Below are 25976 nucleotides of genomic sequence, written 5' to 3' on the forward strand. Positions count from 1 at the left end.
AAAAGCCGAGTCTACTACAAACTCGACTCGGCGTGTTAGCTCAAGCGAAATTGAATAACCTACAAAGCTCCCGGACGCAAATGTTTGGCCATGGGAAAGTAAGCAATCAACTGGGCTATTTTTTCAGGAGCAGACACAATCAACATTCGTTCACCTTGCTCGTAATGATGCAAAATTTCGCTTAACTTAGGCACAAAGGTTCGGTTTGCATCTCGGCGCAATAACTCATTGATGTCGTAATCAAGTGGCTCATCACTAAAAATAACGTCAAGTTTTTGTAGTAATGGCATTGCCGCTATCGGCAGTAAATGTGCTGGAGTATCTTGGGTTAATAATAAAATCTCCCCCTGACGAGTGATATCCTGGTATGCATCAATAAAACGTTGTTCAGTTAACTTATCAAATTTATCTTGATTGGCATTAAAAAAACGCTCCCAAAACAATCGGCGGTCTTTACCATCAGATAATGTCTGTTGCACTTCTTCTCTTTTACTTGCAACAAAATCAAATAATGGAGCCAAAGACGTGGGTAACATGGCTTCTAAACGAGAACGAATAGTTCGAGCAAACACAGGAGCTGCGCCAGCGGTGCTAATAGCAACAACTAATCTGCCGCGGTCAACAATCGAAGGCGTAATAAAACGGCAATAGGATGGATTATCAACCACATTGACCCAAATGCCTCTTTCATTGGCTAAATCAGCAAAGTGCATATTTAACTGTTCATTTGCTGTCGCTAAATAGACAATATCCACATTTGATAAATCAGCCTCTACGACTTCACGACGAGTTAACGTGATACGACCTTGCTGGAAGTAGGTCTCAATATCTGAAGCAACCTCTGGGGCGACAACATGAATTATGGCATCTGTTCGAGACAGTAAATCAAGTTTTCGTGTTGCCACCTCACCAGCCCCAACAAGCAATACACGTAAGCCTTGGGTATCAACAAATAACGGGAAATATTGCATTAATGTCTCAGTCTTGCACAATAGGGAATTGATGTTGTATCCAGGCGCGATAACCGCCAACCATAGAAGCCACTTGAGTATAACCCATCAACTGTAAGTTATAGGCCGATAAAGCCGCACGTTGCCCAGCGCCACAGTAAAGTAAAATAGGTGTCGTTTTATCAGGAAAGCGGTGTTCAATATCACGTTCAATAATGCCACGACTTAAATGTTTTGCATTAGGCAAATGCCCTTGCAACCATTCATTGTCTTCTCGAACATCAATCAATTGCCACTGATCTTGTTGCTGATACTCTTCAATAGTCACTAACGTGACATGAGGCATGATAGATTCGACTAAACTGGCAAATGCCGCAGATGCTTGCATAATGAGTCCTTAAAAATAGTGCCACTGTCTTTGTGGCATGTAGATACGCTAATGCTCAAAAAAGGTTTATTGAATAACTTAAGAAAATAACAAATTTACTTAAAAGCATAAATACACATTATTTGTATGTTCCGCTTTGTTCATTCGTCGTGGTAAATGTTAGGCCGCCTTTATGGGAATAACATCAACAACAGCTAATGAGTCTCGCCAAGATAAAAGGACATATTGATAATGTTAAAAATCAACATGTTAACCACAACATGCTGTACATATTTGTCTTTTTACTCTCTAGGCAAATTAACGCGCCAACAGCTGGCCTATTGCAAGTTAATTCAAGACAGTGAAAAAAGACAAAAAACTTTTTGAAAGCAGTTTGTTATCCCGATGACAGGTCAGTTATGCATTTCACTTTTTTGCGCACTACATTGCCAACAGAGCTCAAAACTTCCTTCATTCATTTCATGGCACTGCACACACTGCCATTGGGGTTGGTCAATCTCGAGGGCATCTAGCAGGGTTTGTGCTGCAGCTAACTGGGTGTTCATCACCCATAATTCAACAGTTTGCATTTCAATAGGAAGACCACCTACACCACCAATTAACGCTTCACCTTTAAGATCCACTTCAATGCCACTGGTTTCTAGTAGCCCTTTCCATGTGTGAGCCTGTAACAGATTACCACCGGCCAATAATACTTTTCGTTGTTCCATACGTTTTCCTACTGCATTGCTCTTGCTGGCAAATTTGTTTCATCCTACTTCCTCAACTAAAATCTGTCGAGAACTGTTTATAAATTGGACATTGCTCCTCAATAGTGATTACCTTACGTTTATTGATAACACAGCGAACTAGGATCGAATATGACAAAGGTTGTCTTAAAAGGTGTTTTTCAAATTACCCAATGGGATGAAACCGCCTATGCTGAGCATGACGATAGCAGCAAGCAAACGGTTGCCAATATAAAACAAACGTATTCAGGAGACATCATAGGTTCAGCCGAGATTCGATATGTGATGTCATATCAAAAAGATGCTACCGCCGTGTTTTCTGGTTTAGAAAGACTGAATGTGACAACCCCAGAAATCACAGGAAGCATTATGCTCCAACATAACGGCACCTTTATTGCGGGAGTAGCACAAAGTCAGTTTAAGGTTATTGCGGGTTCAGGAACTCACAACCTTACTGACTATATTGGTCAAGGGGAATTTACTTCAACAGAAAATGGCCAAGCTGAATACGTTATTACGCTGACCATGGCTTAGTGAATATATTGTTAGAACTACTGCCGCGAAATCCTATCGTTATTGAATGTAAGCAAGCTTGATTTATCAGTAAAAAGTATGATGTTTTGTGGATAATGAAATCAATAAAAACCTTTCGATTAACATGTAACATTCAAGCTGCCTACTGTTTCGTACGACCTATTTTTCACTATAAATCTTAAGCTTATTATGATGCGCTAACGATCAGAACAACCCTTTTTATTTTCATATCATTGAATAACAAACAAATCACTCATTGACTTAATTGTTAAAAAATAACATTTACACTACACTATAAACTAACTAATAACGGTATCCTTTTTCTTCAATAAGCCGTTCATATTCATTTATCACATCGACAATTAAGAGCTAATATAATGCGGATACCCAAAATAATTTTGCTATCGTTAAGTTTATTAATCGGGTTATATTTTTTAGTTATATTAACACTTAATCAAAGTCTACATGTTTTTAACCGTGATAATAATAGCGTTAACTTACAAGAGTTTGAACAGCAAAATGTCACCTCTGTAGATTATCACTGGGCAGTATTGCTGAACTATAACATTGTCTCTGATAACAAGTATAACTATGTCGTTTTGTCACAAGTTGATAGTAAATTAAAAGTCATCAGCCTTGATGATGCGTTAAACAACGTAATATTATTCAGCAATCTACCATTACTTTTATTAGGCATTTTTGCCATCGGCATTCCTTTTTATATCACTCGCAAACAAAAGAGGAAGCTTGATAAATCATTAGAAGTAGTCAACGATGAAACCAATAAATTATTGGCTGCCTTTAATATCGTCCCGCCTAAAGTTGAACAGCAAAACACGATTTCTAAATTAAGCTTAGCCCTTATTGAGCTCAATAAACAAATTAACGAACAACAGCACAAAAACATTATTAGCCAACATCAAGATAAATTGACAGGGTTGATTGATCGTCATGCCTACTTGCAACACTTACAAACCCAACTCGAACTCGCTCAATCCTTAAACAAAAAGCAGGCATTATTGTTTATCGACCTCGATGGGTTTAAACAAGTCAATGACTCATTTGGTCACAGCTTTGGCGATGAAGTCTTAATTCAGGTTGCTCAACGCCTTGCTACCGTGGTGCGTAATCGAAAACTCAGTCATTTTGCACCAACACTAGGTTTAGAGTTAAGTCTATCACGATTAGGTGGTGATGAATTTTCCATTTTTATTGAAGATCTGCATGACGACAACCTCCCGATAGAAGTGGCGCAAAATGTACTACAAGAAATAGAAGGCGATTTTGTCTTAGGGAACAAGTTAATTAAAATTGGAGCCAGTATCGGCATTGCGATATACCCAGACAGTGCAGCAAACCCCAACACTTTATTGCAAATGGCCGATGTAGCCATGTATCGCGCCAAAACAGATGGCCGAGGTATTTACCGGGTATATTCGCCCGAAATGGGCAATAAAATGCGCCGTTATCACTATCTACTTGAAGAAATGCGTCTTGCAATGACCAGTCAAAACTTCAGCTTGTCATTTCAACCTATTGTAAACGTGCACGATTTCAGCATTGATTATTTTGAATGCCTTGTACGCTGGCATCACCCTACTGAAGGATCCATATCGCCTGCTGAGTTTATTCCCATCGCCGAAGACTCAAACTTAATTCTAGAGTTAGGTAATTGGATATTAATTGAAGCCTGTCGTCAAATGGCTGCTTGGTATAATGCAGGCATGAACAAAGTCCGTATATCGGTTAATATTTCTGGGGTGCAGTTAGCACATACCCCGCTATATGACTGGGTGATGAAAACCATTACTAAGGTGGGATTACCTCCCAAGGCACTATTACTGGAAATAACCGAATCCTGCTTTATTGACGCTTCAGAAAATGTGATCTCAGACTTAGAGAAACTACGTCAAGCCGGAGTATTAATTGCAATTGATGACTTTGGCACAGGCTTTAGTTCGTTATCTACGTTGGCAAACTTACCTGTAGATGTGATTAAAATTGATAAATTATTTATTGACCAAGCTAACATTAACCCTAAATACGAAAAAATATTAAATTCGATTAGCGGTTTGGGCAAAACCCTTGATTTAAAAATTGTTGCAGAGGGTGTTGAAACTGCCCCACAGTTTGAGTTGGTCAAAAAACTCGGCATTGATTGTATTCAAGGCTATTTAATTAGCCGTCCAGAAACCTCTAAAGATGTCGGCAGCAAGATGATCAGTAAAAATGTCAATCATATTGCCATGACAGGTACGGGGGTCTATGCGCCACAAACAGCCAAGGCGCCTGTAGTACAAATAAAAGTAGGATAGATGCAGATCATCGTTAAAAAAGGCATCATGTGAGCATAAATACTCAAAGCACTAACAGCAAAACAAATCTAACTAATATTAGTCGCTTACACACTGCGGTAGGGACATTTAGAGTGTTGGCAAACAATGAGAACTCGCTTGCATTAGTTAATGTAGAAATATTGAGTACCGATGGTTGGGAAGCGTTAGTCATTGAAACAAACACTCATTGGTATCAAACACTGCTTACAGCTTGTGAACAACACCTACGCGAACAATCTACTTAACCCATAAAGTTTAACCTCACCTTCATACTTGCACGATAACGTGTTATCCATATGCAAATTTAACCGATTCATAATACCAGTCAGGATACATAAGTGATCCGAAATTGCGTAGGAAGCACCGCTTAGAACAAAGCAGAAATTACAGCGAAGTCCTTCTACCTTCAAAATGTCTACCGATGTGATAAGCAATGTTACAAGCAATGTTAACCAATGAGCATGATCACATTTTTGTGCAAATTGGTATCAGTTTGAACTCATGCATGGCAGAAGTTTACGTTCTCGCTAAGACATCACTTGTTAACGCGTAATGGTATAACTAACCTGAGCTCGGGATAATAAATGCCTTTCAAACAGTCCTTTGCCCTGCTCACTGCGTTGAATCGACTTACAATAGGCCTAGCTATTGATGCGTCAATTCGCCTTGTTAGCAGAACAAATGACAAGCTTGAAAGTGAGAATGGGTAACATGTTGATTTTAAATAGTATAAGTTCATCACTTATCCCGAGCTCAGGTTAACTAAAAAAATAAACCCCAGCAAGCTGGGGTTTATTGTTAGCAGTTGAGCGTGTTACGGCATCATAGAAGGCTGATCTGCACCTTCTTTCTCAATCTCTACCGGTAGCATGTGCTCGCGGTTAATACCCAGTTTAATGGCTAAATAACTTGCCACATAAATCGATGAGTATGTACCCACAAAAATACCCAATAACAATGCTGTCGCAAAGCCATGGATCATCGTGCCACCTTTAAGAAATAACGCAATAACCGTGATCAAGGTCGTACCGGTGGTAATTACCGTGCGACTCATGGTTTGAGTAATTGAGGTATTAACGATTTCTTCAGGCGTGCCTTTACGCATTTTAAGGAAGTTTTCACGAATACGGTCATACACAACGATGGTATCGTTAAGCGAATAACCCACAACCGTCAATAAACCTGCCAATACGGTCAAGTCAAACTCAAGTTGTAATACCGAAAACACACCTAAAGTCACAATCACGTCGTGCGCAAGTGCCGCTACAGAGCCAGCCGCAAGGCGCCATTCAAATCGAAATGACACATAGATAAGAATACAAATAAGCGCAACAATAACGGCTAAACCGCCCTGCTCTGCCAATTCTTTACCTACTTGCGGTCCAACAAACTCTACACGCTTTTGCACAACACCTGCATCGATAGACTGTGACGCCGCGAGTACTGCACTCACCTGATCATCACTTTTAAGATCTTCTCTAACAGGTAAACGAACCAAAACATCACGGCTTGAACCAAAGTTCTGTACCACTGCACCTTCGGCTTCATCAGCAGTCATAGTTGCACGTAAAGCATTTAAGTCGACTGGAGCAGAAAACTCCATTTCAATGACTGTACCGCCAGTAAAATCTAGACCCCAATTAATGCCTTGCACACCAAGTGATACAAAAGAAGCAATAACTAAGACCATCGACATAATACTGATGGGCATTGCATGGCGAAGAAAGTCGACTGTTTTATTCACTGAAAATAACTGAAACATATTCAACTTCTCCTAGATAGATAATGACTTAACGCGTTTACCACCCCAAATCGCATTCACGATTGAGCGCGTGCCAACAATGGCTGTAAACATCGAAGTCGCGATACCTATCATTAAGGTAACAGCAAAGCCTTTCACCGCACCTGTACCCACAGCAAACAAGATAAGTGCCGTCATAAAGGTAGTGATGTTCGCATCGGCAATGGTTGAAAACGCATTACCATAGCCTTCATGAATGGCTTGTTGTACGCTACGGCCGCCTAAAATTTCTTCACGAATACGTTCAAAAATCAGCACGTTTCCGTCAACCGCCATACCCACAGTTAACACCATCCCGGCAATACCAGGTAAGGTTAATACCGCACCAGGGATCATCGACATCACACCCACAACCATGATTAAGTTAGCCATTAGTGCAAGGTTGGCAATAAAGCCAAATGCACGGTAGTAAACCATCATGAAAACAAGCACAACAACCATGCCCCATATCATTGCTTGCATACCGTTTTCGATATTTTCAGCACCTAGGCTTGGGCCAATTGTACGCTCTTCTACAATGGTCACAGGGGCAATCAGTGCACCAGCTCGCAGTAAAAGCGCTAGGCTTTGTGCCTCACTGTGCTCAAGACCTGTAATCACAAAATTACGGCCTAAACGGGCTTGAATGGTCGCAACAGAAATAACCTCTTCAATCTTGGTCATTTTTACTGTGCCATCAGGATTACGTAGGCCGCTATCTTTGTACTCGATAAACAATGTTGCCATTGGCTTACCGATATTATCTTTGGTCACGTTAGAGAAAATCGTGCCGCCTTTAGCGTCTAGATTAATCGCAACTTGCGGACGGCTATACTCATCAAAAGTCGGCTGCGCGCCAGTGATATGATCACCCGTTAGCATGACTTCTTTTTTCAGTACAGCAATACCACCTTCACGACGTTGATAAACTTCTGCACCAGCAGGTACACGACCACTTGCCGCTGCACTCACGTCTGCACTTTCATCAACCATACGAAACTCAATCGATGCCGTCGCGCCTAAGATTTCTTTTGCGCGAGCAGTGTCTTGTACACCAGGAAGCTCAACGATAATGCGTTCTGCGCCTTGACGTTGTACAACTGGCTCTGCAACACCTAGCTCATTTACACGGTTACGAATAGTGGTAATGTTTTGTTGTAATGCTTCTTCCTTAATTTGCTTAAGGTAAACATCACTCATGGTTGCCAGTAAGATAAATTCGCTGTCTGTACTGGCATCGCTATACACCATGTCGTTGCTGCGAGTTTTTAAATAATTCTCAGCTTTGTCGACGGCTTCGGCATCACGAAACTTAATTGCAATGCCTTTAGGCGTTTTGCGAATCCCTGCGTAACGAATTTTTTCTTCACGCAGTTGGCTACGAAAGTCAGCCACTTTGGCCTCTTCCATTTTGCGAATAGCTTCGCCCATGTCCACTTCCATTAAAAAGTGAACACCACCACGTAAATCTAAACCTAACTTCATCGGCGAGCCACCCACAGCTTCAAGCCATGCTGGTGTTGCTGGAGCTAAGTTTAGTGCGACCGTATACTTCAATCCAAGTTGTTCGGCAATTGCCTCTTTGGCGACTAACTGCTGCTCAGAGTTTTGCACTCGAATTAATAATTGTCCGTTTTCAAGTTCGGCACGCTTAACCGCAATACCTTTACTTTCTAACATTTGCACAACATTAGCTTGAGTTGACGTCGTCACCTCTGCGCCACGAGTTGCCACTACTTGTACTGCATGGTCTTCACCAAACAAATTCGGTATGGCATAAAAACCACCAATGGCGATGATAAGCACCACCATGATGTTTTTCCACATTGGGTATTTATTTAACACACCATAGCCCTCTTGGCTTATAACGACTGGATAGAACCTTTAGGCAATACCGCGGCGATGTAATCCTTTTTAATCGTAATTTGGTTGTTATCATTTATCGCTAATAACACATAATCACTTTCTTCGCTGATTTTGGTTACTTTGCCTAAAATACCACCACTGGTTAACACTTCATCACCTTTTGAAATCGACGCCATTAGGTTTTTGTGTTCTTTAACACGCTTTGACTGTGGACGGAAAATCATGAAGTAGAAAATCAATCCGAACATCACAAGCATAAAAATTAATTGCATGGTTTCGCCACCGGCAGCGCCACCCACTGGGCTTGCATAAGCATTTGAAATTAACATAGTTCTCTCTTCTTATTAGCTAAAATTAATCGATTAATTCTGGGACTTCACGACCAAGACTGGTGTAGAACTCCTTCACAAAGGCGTCTAATGTACCTGTCTCAATTGCGCCGCGCAAACCTTCCATTAACATTTGGTAGTAACGCAGGTTGTGAATGGTGTTTAAACGCGCACCTAGAATCTCATTACAACGATCTAAGTGGTACAAATAAGCACGTGAATAATTTTTACAGGTATAACAATCACACTTAGCATCTAATGGCGATGTATCATCACGATGACGCGCATTACGGATTTTAATTACCCCTTCGCTGGTAAATAAATGGCCGTTACGAGCGTTACGTGTTGGCATAACGCAATCGAACATATCGACGCCACGACGCACGCCTTCGACTAAGTCTTCTGGTTTACCAACCCCCATTAAATAACGAGGTTTATCTGCAGGGATTTGCGGACAAACATGCTCTAAAATGCGGTGCATATCTTCTTTGGGTTCACCCACAGCTAGACCACCAACGGCATAACCGTCAAAACCTATTTCGAGTAACCCTTTAACACTTTCATCACGTAAATCTTCGTAAACACCGCCTTGGATAATCCCAAACAATGAGTTAGGGTTTTCTAAACGATCAAACTCATCACGTGAGCGCTTGGCCCAACGCAATGACATTTGCATCGACTTACGTGCTTCGTCGTGTGTCGCGGGGTATGGTGTACATTCGTCAAAAATCATCACGACATCAGAACCCAATGAATCTTGGATCTGCATTGATTTTTCTGGGTCTAAAAAGATTTTTTCACCATTAATTGGCGAACGGAAATGCACACCTTCTTCGGTGATTTTACGAATGTCGCCTAAGCTGAACACCTGAAATCCACCTGAATCAGTCAATATTGGACGTTGCCAGTTCATAAAGTCGTGCAAGTCTCCATGCTTACGCATGATTTCTTCACCTGGGCGTAACCATAAATGGAAGGTATTCCCTAAAAGAATGTCTGCACCAGTAGCGCGGACTTCTTCAGGTGTCATCCCTTTAACGGTACCGTATGTGCCAACAGGCATAAATGCTGGCGTTTCAACTGTGCCACGGTCAAATATCAAACGGCCGCGACGTGCGCGTCCATCTGTTGTGTCTAATTCAAATTTCATAAATCACCTTGCCAGATAAACAGTCTGACTTGTTTAGTTTCTATAGTTATGAGGGCAAATTTTAATGCTTCAAGGTTAAGAACACATTAAAACATTAAAACATTAAAACGCCCACTGTTAGCGGGCGTTTGTTGGCGAGTATTGTAAATCAATTTTGGCTATTAGGGGGCTTTTTTCGTCACAAACATCGCATCACCATAACTAAAAAAGCGATATTTTTGCGCTATAGCATGCTGATAGGCTGCCATAACCTCATCATAACCAGCAAACGCGCTAAGCAACACGATTAATGTTGATTCTGGTAAATGGAAATTAGTGACCATGGCATCGACAACGTTAAATTTGAAACCTGGGTAAATAAAGATATCGGTATCGCCACAAAAAGCCTCAAGTGCTTTATCACCACTGGCGCGAGCAGCGCTTTCTAACGAACGAACCGATGTGGTTCCTACGGCAACAACTCGTTGACCATTGGCTTTAGTTTGAGCAATTAAGTCAACCACATCTTGAGGGACGTTTGCCCATTCCGAATGCATCTTGTGCTCTAACACATTATCAACACGAACCGGTTGAAATGTTCCTGCGCCAACATGCAAAGTAACAAAGGCGATATTGACGCCTTTTTCTTTCAGAGCGGCTAACATCGCATCATCAAAATGCAGGCCAGCAGTCGGCGCAGCTACGGCACCCGGAGTTTGGTTATAAACAGTTTGATAACGCTCTTTATCAGCGTCCTCGTCTGGGCGGTCAATGTAAGGAGGCAATGGCATATGGCCGACTTGCTCAAGGACTTCTAAAACGGTGCTCTCGCTCAGTAATTCAAGTTCGAACAACGCATCATGACGCGCCAGCATTTTCATTTGATAACCGGCATCTAAATTAATTAACGCATCAACCTTAGGCGACTTTGAACTGCGAACATGAGCAAGGATCCGCTTATCATCAAGCATACGCTCAACTAAAATTTCAAGCTTACCACCTGTGGCTTTTTGGCCAAATAAACGCGCGGGGATCACTCGGGTGTTATTAAACACCATTAAATCGCCAGGATTTATTAGCTCAAGTAAATCAGTAAATTGCTTATCCGCTAACTGTCCGTCTACCCCATTTAAGGTCAATAGACGCGACGCATTGCGTTGTGCAGTCGGATAACGGGCGATAAGCTCATCAGGAAGGTCAAAAGAAAAGTCAGCAACGCGCATAATAAGATCTCAACAGTAAAAACGGCCGCTAGTCTATGGCGAGCGCAAGTTAAGATCAAGTTTACTGATTACTTTGTCGGCTTTTGTGATGAAGAAAGGGGGGGGTTAGCAGTAGGCTCAACAGCTGAAGGAGTCTGCGTTGTTGTGTCGCCAGACTTAAAAGAGTGAACTTCGTAGCGCATATCTATTTGTACTTTATTTGTTTTAACCGCTGTTGTTTTACAAAATAATTTTTTAAGCCAATCTTTCATCATCCATGATCCCTAAATTTAAAGCCTTATTATTATAATCAGTTGTTAATTATTACATATCCACTAAAATCAATGCGGTACATAATACTCAATGACATATGTGCGTAAAACGTTATGATTGAGCTAACCAGCTTGTCAAATTGTAATCTTTTGTTACAAACGGCTAGTATCATACTGCAAAATAACAAAATTAGAAGCACAAAATATGAACTTTTTAGCACACTTACATTTAGCTGACATAAGCGATACCCATTTAGTGGCTAATTTATGCGGTGATTTTGCCAAAGGCAAAATAGAAGACCATCCCCAACATCTTCAACAAGGAATTTGGTTACATCGCCAAATTGACCAAATCACAGATAGTCATGAAATTATCATCGATTTGCTAAAACAATTTCCTAAAACCTCACGTCGAGTTGCCCCCATATTAATCGACTTGGCGTTTGACCACTATTTGGCCTTTTATTGGGAAGAATATCATCATCAATCGTTGGGTGTTTTTAGCCAAAAAGCCTATAAAGAGCTCAGTACTACAGCCCAATTACCTCTAACGTTACAAGCCATCGCACCTAAAATTATTCAACAGGACTGGTTAACTAGCTACCAAACTAAGCAGGGATTAAATCAAGCGATTAAGGGAGTCAGTAAACGACTGTCGAAACCAGAATTATTTGACCACGCAATACGAGATGTTGATAAACTTTACGTCGAAATAGAAATTGCCTTTAGAACCTTTTACCCACAACTAATGGCATACAGCAGAATATATAGCCGTAAAACACCCGAGCAATACTTACCCAATGCACTAGGGTAATTAAGCACATATTATGTCCATCTGGTTAACAGGATTAATAAACGCGGCTAAAACAAACGTAATGTCTGCCCGTTTTTGGTTAATGACACTGCGTGATACGTTGCTATTAGCGGCTGTCCTGTTTGCAGTTGCCAGCTATTTACAGCGAGACATGCACACAGGCTCAGCGTTTCCTATTGATAGCCAATTGATCGATGGCCGTCATGTGTCTTTATTTAACACTTGGCAACAAGCAGACACAAATCAGGCCACATTGGTGTATTTTTGGGGTACTTGGTGCCCGGTATGCAAGATCACCTCACCTATGGTCAACAGCCTCGCTAACACTCAAGATTATCGTGTTATTTCGGTGGCGGTTGCTTCTGGTTCAAATGCCGACATAAGCACATTTATGCAGCATAATGATTACCAGTTTGCGGTTATCAACCAATCTACAAATGGTCATCATTTTAGTCAGCAATGGGGAGCCACTGCGTTACCAGCCATTTATATTGTCGATAAGAACAATCAAATCCGCTTTGTAACAACCGGAGTAACAAGCAGTTGGGGCATGTCATTGCGCCTGTGGTTAGCCAGCCTGTCATTATTCATGGAAAATGAGCAGCCATTAAATAAGTCACATATGTCACGTTCCGTTACCCATACCACCTGATAATCAGAGTTGACGCTATCTTATTTTCGTTACTGAACAAATTTTGTTAATATGCGCGCGTAATCAAACAAGCAAAATCTGCGTTTATTAAAGAGACAATCTCACCATGCACATCTTTACTTATCAACCACCCTCAATCCCTTGGTTGGATATCCGTTATAAAGACCGTGATATTATTGTCATTAATAAACCATCTGGATTGTTATCAAATCCTGGCCGCTCACCAGACACCCATGACACTGCCATAACTCGCTTACAGCAACGTTATCCTGAGGCCATTTTAATTCACCGCTTAGATTGTGATACGTCGGGTATCATGATTTTTGCGCGAACCAAAAAAGCGGAGTCGCATCTAAAAACTCAGTTTCAAAATCGCCAAGCTAAAAAAGTGTATATCGCAGAGGTACAAGGGCATATGCAAACATTAGCAGGTAAAGTGAACTTTGCATTAGGGCCTAATCCTGACACACCGCCTTTTCAAATGCTTAGCGAGACAGGTAAAGCGGCACTCACTTATTACAAAGTACTTGAACAGCGTCCACAAACAACGCTGATGGAACTCAAACCACATACTGGCCGCACTCATCAACTCAGAGTGCACATGCTTGCGCTTGGTCATCCAATTTTGGGCGATGAGTTTTATGGGGACACAGAAACGATACAAGCCAGTCATCGCCTGAACTTACATGCGCAATCATTAACCATTTCGCACCCGTATACCCAAGTTGAAATGACTTTTTTCAGCCAACATCCATTTTAAAAAAATGCCGGCACCATAGTCATCCTATGCGCCGGCATTGTTGTACTTAAAACGCTTTTAACTCGCTTGGGCCGCTTCTTTTGCCTCTGCAGCTTCACAAGCTGCTGCAGTAAAGATAACGTCTGTAGAACTGTTTAACGCAGTTTCTGCAGAGTCTTGAATCACACCAATAATAAAGCCAACTGCAACAACCTGCATTGCCACATCATTTGAAATACCAAATAAACCGCAGGCTAATGGGATTAACAATAACGACCCACCAGCAACACCAGATGCGCCACAAGCAGATATTGAAGCAACAACACTTAATAATAACGCTGTCATAAAATCAACTGGGATATTTAGCGTGTGTGCTGCGGCAAGGGTAAGCACAGTGATCGTAATCGCTGCGCCACCCATGTTAATAGTCGCCCCCAACGGAATAGACACCGAGTAAGTGTCTTTGTGTAACTTAAGCTCTTCACACAACGCCATATTGACCGGAATATTAGCTGCACTTGAGCGAGTAAAAAATGCCGTAACGCCACTTCCACGTAAACACTTTAGTACCAACGGATACGGATTGCGTTTAATCTTAACAAACACAATAATAGGATTAACGACTAAGGCAATAAACAACATCGCCCCGACTAACACGGCCAATAATTGGGCATAACCAGCTAACGCGTCAAAACCGGTTTCAGCAAACGTGGCAGCAACTAAACCAAATATACCGATTGGCGCTAAGCGAATAACAAAACGAACAATATTAGATACTGAGTCGCTCAAATCTGACAACATTTGCTTAGTCGTATCACTGGCATGATGCATGGTAATCCCTAAGCCGGCACCCCATACTAAAATCCCTATGTAGTTACCCGTTAACAGTGCATTGACCGGATTATCAACTATTTTGAATAGCAGTGTGTTTAATACCTCTGTAATGCCTTGAGGTGGATTAGAACCCTCAATCCCGCTAGCCAACAACAATGTCGTTGGGAACGCAAAACTGAAAATAACAGCACTCAATGCCGCAGCAAAAGTCCCTAAAAGGTATAGACCAATGATTGGTCGCATGTTGGTGTGACTGTCTTTCTTTTGGTTAGCAATCGATGATGCAACCAATACAAACACGAGCACTGGAGCAATTGCTTTAAGTGCACCAACAAATAAGGCCCCTAAAAATGCCACGCTTTGCGCCCCAGTCGTTGACACTGTGGCTAAAATAACTCCCAAGATGATCCCGCTGATAATTTGTAGCACTAGGCTACCGTTAGCGATTCGAGCTAACAGTGATGTTTTTTGATTCATTGCTTAACCTATGATTATTATATTAGTGGCTTTTTATTGATTGAATAATGACAAAGCGCAGTGCTGGAATAAACAAGAATAGGTTATAAAATCACTGTCGCCATCCTATAAACCTGCCCTATATTTATCCAAATCACAGAAAAGACTTATGTTGTTGGTATCCATGTTATCAATGTAACTCAACACAAGGTAATTTAACTTTTACAGCGATACTATAAAGCCATGAGCTTAAGGTCATTACTAGGTGCTATGCACCCAAAAAGCCTTGTAGCTATATATCAGGATGGAACATAAGAAGTCTAGTGCTGAACACAAATGAGTAAAAAAAATCAATATCTGCTGCTAAAACAGCCAAAAAATTTATTGACTTAACCCCCAAATGCAATCAATTTGTAAAACATGTTAACAGACCAATCTTACAGAAAGTATTAGCATTTTTACTGTTTATTAAACAACAAGCTTAGTTTGGGCGCCACGCAACATGGCTTCGATCAACTCTTTAGCATCAAACTTAGTTAATGCTTCATTTGCACCAACTTGCTTAGCTTGGCTCACGCTGATCTCGCTAGATAATGACGTATGTAAAATAATATAAGCACTGGCGATATCTGGGTTGTTTTTAACTTCAAACGCAAGCTCGTAGCCATCGAGGCCAGGCATTTCAATGTCACTAACAAGTAAGTCTATCGGCGCTCGATTTTTCGCTGCTTGCAACATCATTTGCAATGCCTCATGGCCATCTGAAGTCACTTGATAGGCAATGTTAATCGAATCTAATGCATCTGAGAGCTGCTTGCGGGCAACTTTTGAGTCATCAACCAACAATATACGCAGTGGTTTGAGCTTTTCACGTTGAACATCAGTTAATATCGCCCGATTGGTTACCGGATCGTCGGGAAATATTTTCGATAACAGCAACTCAACATCGAGGAGTTGAACTAAATGATCATCAAAACGAGTGACACCTGTTAAAAAAGCATTTTTACCTAAATTGCCTGAAGGCGCTTCGATATTACGCCAGTTACATTCAATAATTTTGTCAATGGAACGCACCAAAAAGCCTATCACCATGCGTTGGCAATCCGTAATGATAATATAGCAATATTGACGCTCTTCTTCTGTGATGGGCTTAAAACCAATACCTGCCGCCATATCAATAACTGGGATAGTCATACCACGAATCGTCGCAGCGCCCATAATAGCAGGATGAGAATGAGGGATTTTAGTGAGCGGAGTAAACGGAACAAGTTCACGAATTTTTAAAGTGCCCAGCGCAAATTGTTGAGTGTGGTTCAACCTAAACAGCAATAAACCTTGAGATTGATTCGCTTTACTCATTTTTGGGCTCATCGTTTCCCCTTCTACATGAAAGTTTGTCTTTTTCACTATAGCATTTATCGTCACATTTTAGCGTGGCTTTAGTCTATTCAGATCACAATATAAGCAATTGCCTATAGAAGGGAGTGACTGAGCTTGAAAAAACACAAAAACAAAAGGAAACATCAAGATAGATAAAATAAATGAGCTATCTTGATGTTTCCCTTTATTGGCTGGCCTTATAACAATACAGGCTTAGTTTGAGGCAGACTGTAACTCGTAAAGCACATCATATACAAATTGATCCCAACCATCGGCATCAAACGCAAGACCACTGGCATTACGTACCTGACTGACGGCATGCACAGGGGCGGCGCCGCTTTCCATCATATAATAAGCCATCACCAATTCGGTACGATTAATGCCTGAGCGACAATGTAAAAGGACCGGCACTTGCTCTGCTTCACATTCACGAATAAAGGCCAATACTTGAGGTAATATACCTGCACAAATTGCCAAATCTTGCGGCTTAGGAGGAATGTTATCCGGTAAATTAAACACTTTATGTTTAATGCCTAATTCGGCCATTGCTTCTGTATCACAGCCTTCACCATTATTTAATGATGCTATCGCGCCAAATCCGGCTTGCTTTAACTCTGCTAAGTCCCATGCATCTTTATTTGGACCACTGCGACCTGCGATTTGTCCATCAACTAACCAAAAAATATGTTTCATAATACCTACTACTAATCTGGTTTTTTCGCCCAAATATCAATATTAATTTGGGGTGACTTTTTACGCTTTTTTTTGCCTGAACCTTCAGGCTTTGCAACTGGTTTAGGTTGTTCTAATACTGTATCGGGCATATTTTCGTCAGCTTCAAATCCGCAGATTTGTTCACGTTCAAGACGAATTTTATTCTTTTTTTCAATCACTGAAAAGTGATGGTACTCATCATGCGATAATAAGGTCAACGCTAAACCAACTTCACCTGCACGTCCGCTTCGGCCAATGCGGTGCATATAATCTGCTGGACTGCGTGGTAAGTCAAAATTAATTACTACTGGCAATTTTTCAATATCTAAACCACGGGCGGCAATGTCTGTGGCTATCAATACTTGTATGTCGCCAGCTTTAAAGCTTTCAAGTACTCTGCTGCGCGCCCCTTGTGCTTTGTCGCCATGAAATACTTCAGCACTAATTCCTCGTTTTGCCAATTTTTGCGCTAAATGATTACAACCATTTTTTGCACTGACAAAAATCAATACCTGACGCCATTGGTGTTCAAGTAACAAATGAGCCAATAATGCGGTTTTTTTCTCGCGATTTACCGTCATCACTCGCTGTACTAGGGTACTGGCATCTGCGCTTTGCAATTGAACTTCTACCGGTTTAACCAACAACGCATGAGTCAATTGACACACTTCTTCAGGAAATGTGGCTGAAAATAACAGCGTTTGCTTTTTCTTGGGCAGTAAAGCAATTAATTTAGCCAGCTCTTCAGTAAAACCCAAGCTTAGCATTCTATCGGCTTCATCAAGCACGAATGTGGTCACGCCTGACAACTTAATAGCATTGGATGAGACTAAATCTAACAATCGTCCAGGGGTTGCCACAACGACATCTGCACCGCCGCGTAAAGCAAGCATTTGCGTATTCACAGACACCCCGCCAAATGCAGCAACAACTTTAATCTCACCATTTAAATGCACAGCATACGATTTAAAACTGTCGGCGACCTGCTTGGCCAATTCACGCGTTGGCACTAATACCAGGGCACTAACCATATTTCCTTTAGCCGCATTTACACTTGTGCGTGTCATTAACCGTTGTAATATTGGTAACGCGAACGCTGCGGTTTTCCCCGAACCAGTGTTAGCGCCAGCTAACACATCTTTTCCCGCCAAAATGCTTGGAATGGTGTGAGTTTGGATCGGCGTAGGCTGAAGGTATTGAAGCTCTGCCAAACGAGACAATAGCGGTGTGTTTAGGCCAAATTCTGCAAAGGTAGTAGCTAATGAAGCTTGTGTCATGGATCAGATGCGCTCAACAATGGATAACAATCGGACATTTTACCGCACTTTGACGCATCAGTCAGATAAATTAAGATTTATTCACTGGCTTCTAGATTAAGCAGCCACTGCTTCATGTTCAATCCATAAGCATAGCCTGTTAACTTCCCGCCTTTGCCGATAACACGATGACACGGGACAATGATGGCAATAGGGTTCGCACCATTAGCGGCCCCCACCGCCCTAACCGCTTTAGGGCGGCCGATAATATTGGCAATATCGCTATAACTGCAACGTTCACCAAATGCCATTTCACCTAAAGCATGCCATACCAGCTGCTGAAACTCAGTCCCTTTGGGGGCAAGCGTGACATCAAACTGTTTTCGTTTACCGGCAAAATACTCTGCTAACTGTTGGCTTGTCATCTCAATATGTCGCTTTGCCGCCGACAATAAGACATCATCATGATGGTCTAAGGCTAAGCTTGCCATTGACTCGATAGCAACATCTGCGTGAGTTTGCAACAAGTCGTCAACTTGTAAATGAGTTAGCCCATTTACAGAAGCCTTTAGAGAAAGTAACCCCACTGGACTTGAAACCTTAGCTTGGATAATTGGTGAAGCTATTTTTGACATCGTTCTATTCTTTTGTTGGATTCAGCGGGTCTTGAGCCCATAGCTGAAAAGTTAAATAACTACCCCAAGGACTGGCAAGTTGACTAATTTGTTGCGCAATTTGGGTATATATTTTTGTCGATTCGATAGGCTTTGCAGCCAGTTGATGAAGCGCACACAAACGATTTTTTATCACTAAATCTGTGGTTAAAAACACATTAGGTTCGCTCAAACCTCGCATTTGAGCGTAAGCAACAGTCCATGGACCAATCCCTTTAACCGCCAACCAATCTTGTGGGGTTGATTCTGGATAATGGTCAACATATTGACCTAATGCATTCAATGCGAGTTTACGCGCACCTGGCATTTTTAACTCATTAAGAGAGGCTTGAGCAATGGCACTAGGCGTTGGGAAAAGCCGCCATGTCTTGCCGTTAACATTGAACGCTTCACCATAATGCTGAACAAGTGTGTTAAGCAACTTAGTGGCCTGTAACACACTAACTTGCTGCCCTAAAATAGCTCGACATGCCGCTTCAAATACATTACCCGTTCCGGGGATCCGCAAACCAACATCTACCTTAGCTCCTAATGCAATCAATGGTGTTAATGCTTGTTCAATCACCTGCATATCCGCATCTAAATCAAACATTGCCCGCAACTTAAGGACAATAGAGTGTAGCTGTTTGATGTCATCAGCATTAAGTAAATAAATTTTCACCTCAAATTGAGGTTTATGCGAGTGCGGTTTAATGGAGAACACGCCGCTAATGCCACTAAAACAAAAACTTCTACAATAGCTGCCATCGTCATTGACCTCTTCCATGTTGGTAACCTGACGAACGCCATAAAATTGATGCATTAAAGCCCAGTTAAGTGGTGGTCGATACGCCAAAGTGAGCGTAATGGGCTTTAATGTTAAAGGGGTTGTGGTTAAATCGTCGCTAACATGAGAACAATCATGTTGTTGCCTTAAATCGGTCGGCGTCAGCAGCAGTTGCTGTTTAAATACCTCATTAAAGCGCCGTATACTATTAAACCCTGCCGCCATGGCAATATCAGTCATCGACAATGTTGTTTGATGCAATAATTGTTTAGCAAACATTAACTGTTGATACAAAGCAAAACGCTTAGGAGATGTACCTAGGCTTTTATTAAACAATTGACCTAAATATCGACTACTTATGCCAAGCTTATCTGCTAGCTGAGCCACCGAACCGGCATTATCTCCCCGAAGAAAGCCCTGTTCAATCATCGTAATAGCCCGGTTAAGTGTTGTGTCTGTCCCTCTCCATGCATTTGAGTGTGGTGCACTGTCTGGCCGGCAACGTAAACATGGCCTCAAGCCAGCATTTGCCGCTTGTATCGCAGTATTAAAATAGCGGACATTTTTCTCGTGTGGCGCTGGTGCTGGACATATCGAGCGACAATAAATACCTGTTGTGAGTACGCCAGTAAAAAAATGACCATCAAAACGGGCATCGCGACTCAATCTTGCTTGCTGACAAACTTGAGGTGCGATGCGGCAATGGGGTTCAACTTGTTCACTTAGCATTCGTGGTCCTTAATTCGCAAATAGTGATAAACATTGCAAATCAAACTGAACTAGCAGAGAGTCATGCACGTATTAGCTGCCACTTTACTGATTATCAACCGCAATCACTAGCGGAAAACGGAACTCAATGTATTTCAACTATTGATGACGTTAATGGTAACAATTAAACCCATTACATTTCGTTTTTTTACGTTATTCTATGCCACAGAAATCTTATTATGAACGTTAGAGTATTAGATGTTTAAATTTTTTGAATCATTAACTCAACCTTTACCGCCACAAGAACCAACTCAGCCACCAAAGACCTTATTTGCTTTTTGTCGTCATTACACACGTGGTTTTGGCAAACCTTTAATTGTAATGTCGATATTAACGGCCACGCTGGCCATATTAGAGGTGTCTTTATTCGGTTTCATGGGCCAACTCGTTGACTGGTTAGTCACTAAAAACCCACAAACCTTATGGCAAGACGAGCACGTTACCCTCATGAGTATGTCTGTGATTGTGTTAATTGTGATCCCAGTGATTGTCTGGCTGCATGCCTCAATCGTGCATCAAACATTATTGGGTAATTACCCAATGGCCATTCGCTGGCAGGCTCATCGTTACTTACTGAAACAAAGTATTGGCTTTTATCAAGATGACTTTGCAGGCCGTGTTGCCACCAAAGTAATGCAAACCTCATTAGCGGTGCGCGAAACCGTCATGAAGCTATTAGATGTATTGATGTACATCCTAATTTACTTCACCTCAATGTTAGTGATGATTGCCAGCGCCGACTTACGGTTAATGTTACCTATGCTGGTGTGGCTATTTGCCTATATTGCAATCCAATGGAAATTAGTGCCTAAATTAAAGGCCATTTCAGCCAAACAAGCTGATGCCCGCTCAACCATGACGGGGCGTATTGTTGACAGTTATACCAATATTTCTACCGTTAAATTATTCTCTCACACTAAGCAAGAAGCAGATTATGCCCGCGATAGTATGAGCCTCTTTTTAGAAACCGTTTATGGCCAAATGCGTTTAGTCACCGTGATTAACGTAGCAGTGCAAGTCATTAATTATGTATTAGCATTTACCATTGCAGCAGTATCAATTTGGCTTTGGGCAGATAACGCCATTACCGTTGGTGCTATTGCCATCGCCGTCAGTTTAGCGCTGCGTTTAAATGGTATGTCTCAATGGATCATGTGGGAAATTAGTTCACTCTTTGAAAATATCGGTACGGTTACCGACGGGATGAATACCTTATCAAAGCCCATTGCGATTGAAGATAAACCAGACGCCAAAGATATTGTGGTTGTTCAAGGTAAAATAGACTTTAATCAAGTAAGTTTTCATTATGGTGAGAAAAAAGGCGTTATTGAGTCATTAGATCTGCACATCAAGCCTGGAGAAAAAGTAGGACTAGTGGGACGCTCAGGCGCAGGGAAGTCGACATTAGTTAATTTATTAATGCGTTTTCATGATGTTGAACAAGGGCAAATTGTTATTGATGATCAACCCCTTACCGATGTCACCCAAGACTCACTGCGCGCCAATATCGGTATGGTCACCCAAGACACGTCGTTATTACACCGTTCTATTCGTGAAAATATTCTGTATGGTGACCCTCACGCTAGCGAAGAACAATTAATGGCCGCCATTACCCAAGCGCAAGCATTTGATTTTATTAATACGCTAACCGATCCCTTTGGAAATAAAGGCTTAGATGCACAAGTTGGTGAGCGTGGTGTTAAGCTTTCTGGTGGCCAGCGTCAACGTATCGCAATTGCCAGGGTTCTGCTCAAAAATGCACCAATACTACTACTCGATGAAGCGACCTCTGCACTTGACTCTGAGGTAGAAGCGGCAATTCAAGAGTCGTTATACGAACTCATGGAAGGTAAAACGGTTATTGCCATTGCGCATCGATTGTCTACCATTGCGGCAATGGATCGCTTAATTGTATTAGACCAAGGCAAAATTGTAGAACAAGGTACCCACCAAGAACTCATCTATGCTAATGGTATTTATGCACAGCTGTGGGCCCATCAAACAGGTGGTTTCTTAGGGCTGGATTAATCTCGTCACTTATATAATTGTAATAGAAGCCATTCAATTTGAGTGGCTTTTTTATGGCCAAATATTAATAACATTAACGAATTAATAGCAATGACATTGAAAGAAATAACATTAGAACATTCTAAATAAGATTAAGTGAGCAAAGTAAGCTTGCAGTTGTCTAATAAACCTCAGCTCTGGATAACAAACGCCTTTCAAGCAGTCCTTTGCCTTCCTCACTGCGTTGAATTAACTTGCAATAGGCTAGCTATTGACGCGTTAATTCGCCTTGTTAGCAAAACAAATCACAAGCTTGACAGTGGATTTTAGTCAATCTATTGATTTATATCGTTATCAATACATCTCTTATCCAGAGTTGAGGTTAATAAAGATGACAGTGGGATTAAATTAGAAGGTATAACAGAGATATGGTGGTCGCTACTGGGCTCGAACCAGTGACCCCCTCCTTGTAAGGGAGGTGCTCTCCCAGCTGAGCTAAGCGACCTGGGATATAACGCAGAATAATTTAGCTTATAAAAATTGATATGGTGGTCGCTACTGGGCTCGAACCAGTGACCCCCTCCTTGTAAGGGAGGTGCTCTCCCAGCTGAGCTAAGCGACCTGGGAATATCAATCTATTAAGCTGGTAAAATATGGTGGTCGCTACTGGGCTCGAACCAGTGACCCCCTCCTTGTAAGGGAGGTGCTCTCCCAGCTGAGCTAAGCGACCTGGGATATTTTACAATTGAGTCCAACGCATTTTTTAGAAAAATGGTGGTCGCTACTGGGCTCGAACCAGTGACCCCCTCCTTGTAAGGGAGGTGCTCTCCCAGCTGAGCTAAGCGACCTGGGACTCTACACATCATTTTATTTGATTACATGGTGGTCGCTACTGGGCTCGAACCAGTGACCCCCTCCTTGTAAGGGAGGTGCTCTCCCAGCTGAGCTAAGCGACCTGGGATGTAATCAAGATAAGAATATCTTCATCAATGAAGATATGGTGGTCGCTACTGGGCTCGAACCAGTGACCCCCTCCTTGTAAGGGAGGTGCTCTCCCAGCTGAGCTAAGCGACCTCATGCTGTGTGGGGCCGTATTATAGGGGGCAAGTAAAACCTGTCAACGCTTTTTAATTAAAAAAATGCTAGTCGGACTAAAATTGTTCGCTTTGGTGCTTTGTTAGACAAGGAAATAGACTATCAGAAAAAGAAAAATTAAAAACTGTCGATGGTTTTAATGTACGGCATTTCAACTACCGAGTTTGACTGTTAGAATAGCAACACATTTTTGTTTGTCTTTTTTAGACGTTTATAAATAGGTTAGTGTCCGATTATGACTACTAAGACGCGTTTTGCTCCAAGTCCAACTGGTTTTCTTCATGTAGGTGGTGCTCGTACTGCACTTTACTCATGGTTACACGCTCGTGCTAACAACGGTGAGTTTGTCCTTCGTATTGAAGACACCGATATTGAACGTTCAACTCAAGAAGCCTGCGATGCCATTCTTGATGGTATGAACTGGTTAGGACTAACTTGGGATGAAGGCCCGTATTACCAAACAAAACGCTTTGATCGTTACAACGAAATCATAGATCAAATGCTAAACAACGGTACCGCTTATAAATGTTATTGCTCACGTGAACGAATAGAAAGCATGCGTGAGGAGCAAGCTGCACAGGGCTTACAACAAAAGTATGATGGCTGCTGTCGTAACTTGGCTCCACGCGATACTGACGAACCTTTTGTCGTGCGTTTCAAAAATCCAATCGAAGGTAGCGTAGTATTTGACGATCATGTCCGCGGCCGTATCGAAATTTCAAATGATATGCTTGATGATTTAATCATTAAGCGCACTGATGGTGTGCCAACCTATAACTTCTGCGTTGTTGTTGATGATTGGGATATGGGGATTACTTGTGTTGTCCGTGGTGAAGATCATATCAACAACACGCCACGTCAAATTAACATTCTTAAAGCATTAGGCGCGCCAATTCCTGAATACGCTCATGTGTCGATGATTTTAGGTGATGATGGTGCCAAATTATCTAAACGCCATGGTGCTGTTGGCGTAATGCAATACCGTGATGACGGTTACTTACCAGAAGCACTGTTGAATTATCTTGTTCGTTTAGGTTGGTCACACGGCGATCAAGAAGTGTTTTCAATGGAAGAGTTAAAAACACTATTCAAATTAGATGATATTAACAAAGCGGCTTCTGCATTTAATACTGATAAGCTAGTTTGGTTGAACCAACACTATATTAAGTCACTTGATCCAGCTTATGTTGCATCTCATTTACAGTGGCATATGGATGATCAAAAAATTGATACCAGCAACGGCCCTGCTCTTGCTGATATCGTCACCGCATTGTCTGAACGCGCTAAGACTTTAAAAGAGCTGGCGGCCTCTAGTCGTTATTTCTATGAAGACTTTACCGATTTTGATGAAGCTCAAGCTAAAAAACACCTTCGTGGTGTTGCCCTTGAACCATTAACATTGTTCAACCAAAAACTAGCTGAACTTACAGATTGGAGTGTTGAAGGTATTCATCAAGCCATTGAAGCGACAGCTACAGAGCTAGATGTTGGAATGGGTAAAGTCGGCATGCCTTTGCGCGTTGCTGTTACAGGCGCGGGGCAGTCTCCAGCGTTAGATTTAACCTTATTCTTAATTGGAAAAGAAAGATCTGCGCAAAGAATATCCAAAGCGATTGAATTTGTAGCAGATAGAATAAATTCCTAAAAAACGAGTTGACACTTTTGGGTATGCTGCATAGAATGCGCCTCGCAGTTGAGACATGATGTTAGATTTTTTTCTAATGGCATATCCAAAAGCATTAAGTAAGATGGGGTTATAGCTCAGCTGGGAGAGCGCTTCGCTGGCAGTGAAGAGGTCCACGGTTCGATCCCGTGTAGCTCCACCACTTACTTAACATTCTTTAAGTAGATAAAAGCATTGATGTTTAGCCTACAGGCATTGATGAGTATTCACTCGATACAGAGTATAACGTATCAACTGTGTCCCATTCGTCTAGAAATAGATCTTAGGACATCGCCCACTTTGGTTTATAAAGAGTCGGCGGTAACAGGGGGTCGAATCCTTGTTGTTTTGTAGCAATTAGCACCAATGTTTAGCCTACAGACATTGATGAGTATTCACTCGATACAGAGTATAACGTATCAACTGTGTCCCATTCGTCTAGAAATAGAGCTTAGGACATCGCCCACTTTGGTTTATAAAGAGTCGGCGGTAACAGGGGTTCGAATCCTTGTTGTTTTGTAGCAATTAGCATTAATGTTTAGCCTACAGACATTGATGAGTATTCACTCGATACAGAGTATAACGTATCAACTGTGTCCCATTCGTCTAGAAATAGAGCTTAGGACATCGCCCACTTTGGTTTA

General features: G+C 41.7%; 23 protein-coding genes and 7 tRNA genes. 9 read left to right on the forward strand and 21 right to left on the reverse strand.

Translation table 11 applies throughout. The features are described 5' to 3' along the window. Positions 1-59: 59 nt before the first annotated feature. From L2703_RS16135 to L2703_RS16145, 3 genes are all read right to left on the reverse strand, one after another. Complete coding sequence (locus L2703_RS16135) at positions 60-971, reverse strand: precorrin-2 dehydrogenase/sirohydrochlorin ferrochelatase family protein (RefSeq protein WP_248972100.1); 912 nt, start codon at positions 969-971, stop codon at positions 60-62. Positions 972-978: 7 nt separating this feature from the next. Beyond that, entirely contained in the window at positions 979-1338 is a 360-nt protein-coding gene (locus L2703_RS16140) for a rhodanese-like domain-containing protein (protein ID WP_248972101.1), read from the reverse strand. A gap of 392 nt (positions 1339-1730) precedes the next feature. Further along, entirely contained in the window at positions 1731-2048 is a 318-nt protein-coding gene (locus L2703_RS16145; RefSeq protein ID WP_248972102.1) for a putative signal transducing protein, read from the reverse strand. A gap of 150 nt (positions 2049-2198) precedes the next feature. On the opposite strand from L2703_RS16145, the gene L2703_RS16150 reads away from it, so the two are divergent. The 3 genes from L2703_RS16150 to L2703_RS16160 all read left to right on the forward strand — a co-directional run bounded on the left by L2703_RS16150 (position 2199) and on the right by L2703_RS16160 (position 5181). After that, positions 2199-2600, forward strand: coding sequence for a DUF3224 domain-containing protein (locus tag L2703_RS16150; RefSeq protein ID WP_248972103.1), 402 nt, complete (start codon positions 2199-2201; stop codon positions 2598-2600). 377 nt (positions 2601-2977) lie between these two features. Next, positions 2978-4915, forward strand: a complete 1938-nt coding sequence (locus L2703_RS16155; RefSeq protein WP_248972104.1) for a putative bifunctional diguanylate cyclase/phosphodiesterase — start codon at positions 2978-2980, stop codon at positions 4913-4915. 29 nt (positions 4916-4944) lie between these two features. Further along, a complete protein-coding gene (locus L2703_RS16160) occupies positions 4945-5181 on the forward strand; it encodes a hypothetical protein (RefSeq protein WP_248972105.1) in 237 nt (78 codons plus the stop codon). A gap of 569 nt (positions 5182-5750) precedes the next feature. On the opposite strand, the gene secF is transcribed toward L2703_RS16160, so the two are convergent. From secF to L2703_RS16190, 6 genes are all read right to left on the reverse strand, one after another. Then, a complete protein-coding gene (gene secF / locus L2703_RS16165) occupies positions 5751-6698 on the reverse strand; it encodes a protein translocase subunit SecF (protein WP_248972106.1) in 948 nt (315 codons plus the stop codon). 12 nt (positions 6699-6710) lie between these two features. Beyond that, positions 6711-8561 carry a protein translocase subunit SecD gene (gene secD, locus L2703_RS16170; protein ID WP_248972107.1) on the reverse strand — a complete coding sequence of 617 codons (1851 nt, stop codon included), beginning with the start codon at positions 8559-8561 and terminating at the stop codon, positions 6711-6713. A 17-nt stretch (positions 8562-8578) separates the two neighbouring features. Next, positions 8579-8911, reverse strand: coding sequence for a preprotein translocase subunit YajC (gene yajC / locus L2703_RS16175; protein WP_248972108.1), 333 nt, complete (start codon positions 8909-8911; stop codon positions 8579-8581). A gap of 25 nt (positions 8912-8936) precedes the next feature. Next, positions 8937-10061: a tRNA guanosine(34) transglycosylase Tgt gene (gene tgt / locus L2703_RS16180; RefSeq protein ID WP_248972109.1), complete on the reverse strand. Its 1125-nt coding sequence runs from the start codon at positions 10059-10061 to the stop codon at positions 8937-8939. Positions 10062-10222: 161 nt separating this feature from the next. Then, positions 10223-11263 (reverse strand): tRNA preQ1(34) S-adenosylmethionine ribosyltransferase-isomerase QueA, encoded by a 1041-nt coding sequence (gene queA / locus L2703_RS16185; RefSeq protein WP_248972110.1) that lies wholly within the window; start codon positions 11261-11263, stop codon positions 10223-10225. Between the two features lie 68 nt (positions 11264-11331). Further along, positions 11332-11517 carry a hypothetical protein gene (locus tag L2703_RS16190; protein WP_248972111.1) on the reverse strand — a complete coding sequence of 62 codons (186 nt, stop codon included), beginning with the start codon at positions 11515-11517 and terminating at the stop codon, positions 11332-11334. 202 nt (positions 11518-11719) lie between these two features. On the opposite strand from L2703_RS16190, the gene L2703_RS16195 reads away from it, so the two are divergent. The 3 genes from L2703_RS16195 (at position 11720) to L2703_RS16205 (ending at position 13740) form a co-directional block, all read left to right on the forward strand. After that, the gene (locus tag L2703_RS16195; RefSeq protein WP_248972112.1) at positions 11720-12328 is read left to right on the forward strand and encodes an acyl carrier protein phosphodiesterase; all 609 of its coding nucleotides are present in this window, start codon (positions 11720-11722) and stop codon (positions 12326-12328) included. A 13-nt stretch (positions 12329-12341) separates the two neighbouring features. Further along, positions 12342-12980 carry a protein disulfide oxidoreductase gene (locus L2703_RS16200; RefSeq protein WP_248972113.1) on the forward strand — a complete coding sequence of 213 codons (639 nt, stop codon included), beginning with the start codon at positions 12342-12344 and terminating at the stop codon, positions 12978-12980. 106 nt (positions 12981-13086) lie between these two features. After that, positions 13087-13740 (forward strand): RluA family pseudouridine synthase, encoded by a 654-nt coding sequence (locus L2703_RS16205; protein WP_248972114.1) that lies wholly within the window; start codon positions 13087-13089, stop codon positions 13738-13740. Between the two features lie 57 nt (positions 13741-13797). Here the strand turns inward: L2703_RS16205 and sstT are convergent, their stop codons facing one another. The 6 genes from sstT to L2703_RS16235 form a co-directional block, all read right to left on the reverse strand. Then, a complete protein-coding gene (gene sstT, locus L2703_RS16210; protein ID WP_248972115.1) occupies positions 13798-15030 on the reverse strand; it encodes a serine/threonine transporter SstT in 1233 nt (410 codons plus the stop codon). A gap of 447 nt (positions 15031-15477) precedes the next feature. Then, positions 15478-16380 (reverse strand): chemotaxis protein, encoded by a 903-nt coding sequence (locus L2703_RS16215; RefSeq protein ID WP_248972116.1) that lies wholly within the window; start codon positions 16378-16380, stop codon positions 15478-15480. A 222-nt stretch (positions 16381-16602) separates the two neighbouring features. Further along, positions 16603-17082, reverse strand: coding sequence for a protein-tyrosine phosphatase family protein (locus tag L2703_RS16220; RefSeq protein WP_248972117.1), 480 nt, complete (start codon positions 17080-17082; stop codon positions 16603-16605). An 11-nt stretch (positions 17083-17093) separates the two neighbouring features. Further along, a complete protein-coding gene (locus tag L2703_RS16225) occupies positions 17094-18380 on the reverse strand; it encodes a DEAD/DEAH box helicase (RefSeq protein WP_248972118.1) in 1287 nt (428 codons plus the stop codon). Between the two features lie 77 nt (positions 18381-18457). Further along, positions 18458-18994, reverse strand: coding sequence for a methylated-DNA--[protein]-cysteine S-methyltransferase (locus L2703_RS16230; protein WP_248972119.1), 537 nt, complete (start codon positions 18992-18994; stop codon positions 18458-18460). Between the two features lie 4 nt (positions 18995-18998). Next, positions 18999-20528 carry an AlkA N-terminal domain-containing protein gene (locus L2703_RS16235; protein WP_248972120.1) on the reverse strand — a complete coding sequence of 510 codons (1530 nt, stop codon included), beginning with the start codon at positions 20526-20528 and terminating at the stop codon, positions 18999-19001. A gap of 237 nt (positions 20529-20765) precedes the next feature. Here L2703_RS16235 and L2703_RS16240 point away from each other — a divergent pair, with 237 nt between their 5' ends. After that, positions 20766-22595, forward strand: coding sequence for an ABC transporter ATP-binding protein (locus tag L2703_RS16240; RefSeq protein ID WP_248972121.1), 1830 nt, complete (start codon positions 20766-20768; stop codon positions 22593-22595). Between the two features lie 408 nt (positions 22596-23003). Here the strand turns inward: L2703_RS16240 and L2703_RS16245 are convergent. From L2703_RS16245 to L2703_RS16270, 6 genes are all read right to left on the reverse strand, one after another. Beyond that, positions 23004-23079: transfer RNA gene (locus tag L2703_RS16245), tRNA-Val, on the reverse strand. Positions 23080-23120: 41 nt separating this feature from the next. Next, positions 23121-23196, reverse strand: a tRNA-Val gene (locus L2703_RS16250). A 32-nt stretch (positions 23197-23228) separates the two neighbouring features. Continuing rightward, positions 23229-23304: transfer RNA gene (locus L2703_RS16255), tRNA-Val, on the reverse strand. A gap of 42 nt (positions 23305-23346) precedes the next feature. After that, positions 23347-23422: transfer RNA gene (locus L2703_RS16260), tRNA-Val, on the reverse strand. 32 nt (positions 23423-23454) lie between these two features. Continuing rightward, a tRNA-Val gene (locus L2703_RS16265) sits at positions 23455-23530 on the reverse strand. A 42-nt stretch (positions 23531-23572) separates the two neighbouring features. Beyond that, positions 23573-23648, reverse strand: a tRNA-Val gene (locus L2703_RS16270). 256 nt (positions 23649-23904) lie between these two features. Between L2703_RS16270 and gltX the strand changes: the two genes are divergently transcribed. After that, positions 23905-25314 carry a glutamate--tRNA ligase gene (gene gltX / locus L2703_RS16275; protein WP_248972122.1) on the forward strand — a complete coding sequence of 470 codons (1410 nt, stop codon included), beginning with the start codon at positions 23905-23907 and terminating at the stop codon, positions 25312-25314. A gap of 105 nt (positions 25315-25419) precedes the next feature. Next, a tRNA-Ala gene (locus L2703_RS16280) sits at positions 25420-25495 on the forward strand. Positions 25496-25976 lie beyond the last annotated feature (481 nt).

The sequence above is a fragment of the Shewanella basaltis genome (genome assembly GCF_023283885.1).
Lineage (GTDB): Bacteria > Pseudomonadota > Gammaproteobacteria > Enterobacterales > Shewanellaceae > Shewanella > Shewanella basaltis.

What these genes read in the sequence shown, in the direction of transcription:
- L2703_RS16135 (WP_248972100.1), bottom strand. Translation starts at nt 971, where the DNA reads ATGCAATATTTCCCGTTATTTGTTGATACCCAAGGCTTACGTGTATTG.
- L2703_RS16140 (WP_248972101.1), bottom strand. Translation starts at nt 1,338, where the DNA reads ATGCAAGCATCTGCGGCATTTGCCAGTTTAGTCGAATCTATCATGCCT.
- L2703_RS16145 (WP_248972102.1), bottom strand. Translation starts at nt 2,048, where the DNA reads ATGGAACAACGAAAAGTATTATTGGCCGGTGGTAATCTGTTACAGGCT.
- L2703_RS16150 (WP_248972103.1), top strand. Translation starts at nt 2,199, where the DNA reads ATGACAAAGGTTGTCTTAAAAGGTGTTTTTCAAATTACCCAATGGGAT.
- L2703_RS16155 (WP_248972104.1), top strand. Translation starts at nt 2,978, where the DNA reads ATGCGGATACCCAAAATAATTTTGCTATCGTTAAGTTTATTAATCGGG.
- secF (WP_248972106.1), bottom strand. Translation starts at nt 6,698, where the DNA reads ATGTTTCAGTTATTTTCAGTGAATAAAACAGTCGACTTTCTTCGCCAT.
- yajC (WP_248972108.1), bottom strand. Translation starts at nt 8,911, where the DNA reads ATGTTAATTTCAAATGCTTATGCAAGCCCAGTGGGTGGCGCTGCCGGT.
- tgt (WP_248972109.1), bottom strand. Translation starts at nt 10,061, where the DNA reads ATGAAATTTGAATTAGACACAACAGATGGACGCGCACGTCGCGGCCGT.
- queA (WP_248972110.1), bottom strand. Translation starts at nt 11,263, where the DNA reads ATGCGCGTTGCTGACTTTTCTTTTGACCTTCCTGATGAGCTTATCGCC.
- L2703_RS16190 (WP_248972111.1), bottom strand. Translation starts at nt 11,517, where the DNA reads ATGATGAAAGATTGGCTTAAAAAATTATTTTGTAAAACAACAGCGGTT.
- L2703_RS16195 (WP_248972112.1), top strand. Translation starts at nt 11,720, where the DNA reads ATGAACTTTTTAGCACACTTACATTTAGCTGACATAAGCGATACCCAT.
- L2703_RS16200 (WP_248972113.1), top strand. Translation starts at nt 12,342, where the DNA reads ATGTCCATCTGGTTAACAGGATTAATAAACGCGGCTAAAACAAACGTA.
- L2703_RS16205 (WP_248972114.1), top strand. Translation starts at nt 13,087, where the DNA reads ATGCACATCTTTACTTATCAACCACCCTCAATCCCTTGGTTGGATATC.
- sstT (WP_248972115.1), bottom strand. Translation starts at nt 15,030, where the DNA reads ATGAATCAAAAAACATCACTGTTAGCTCGAATCGCTAACGGTAGCCTA.
- L2703_RS16215 (WP_248972116.1), bottom strand. Translation starts at nt 16,380, where the DNA reads ATGAGCCCAAAAATGAGTAAAGCGAATCAATCTCAAGGTTTATTGCTG.
- L2703_RS16220 (WP_248972117.1), bottom strand. Translation starts at nt 17,082, where the DNA reads ATGAAACATATTTTTTGGTTAGTTGATGGACAAATCGCAGGTCGCAGT.
- L2703_RS16225 (WP_248972118.1), bottom strand. Translation starts at nt 18,380, where the DNA reads ATGACACAAGCTTCATTAGCTACTACCTTTGCAGAATTTGGCCTAAAC.
- L2703_RS16230 (WP_248972119.1), bottom strand. Translation starts at nt 18,994, where the DNA reads ATGTCAAAAATAGCTTCACCAATTATCCAAGCTAAGGTTTCAAGTCCA.
- L2703_RS16235 (WP_248972120.1), bottom strand. Translation starts at nt 20,528, where the DNA reads ATGCTAAGTGAACAAGTTGAACCCCATTGCCGCATCGCACCTCAAGTT.
- L2703_RS16240 (WP_248972121.1), top strand. Translation starts at nt 20,766, where the DNA reads ATGTTTAAATTTTTTGAATCATTAACTCAACCTTTACCGCCACAAGAA.
- gltX (WP_248972122.1), top strand. Translation starts at nt 23,905, where the DNA reads ATGACTACTAAGACGCGTTTTGCTCCAAGTCCAACTGGTTTTCTTCAT.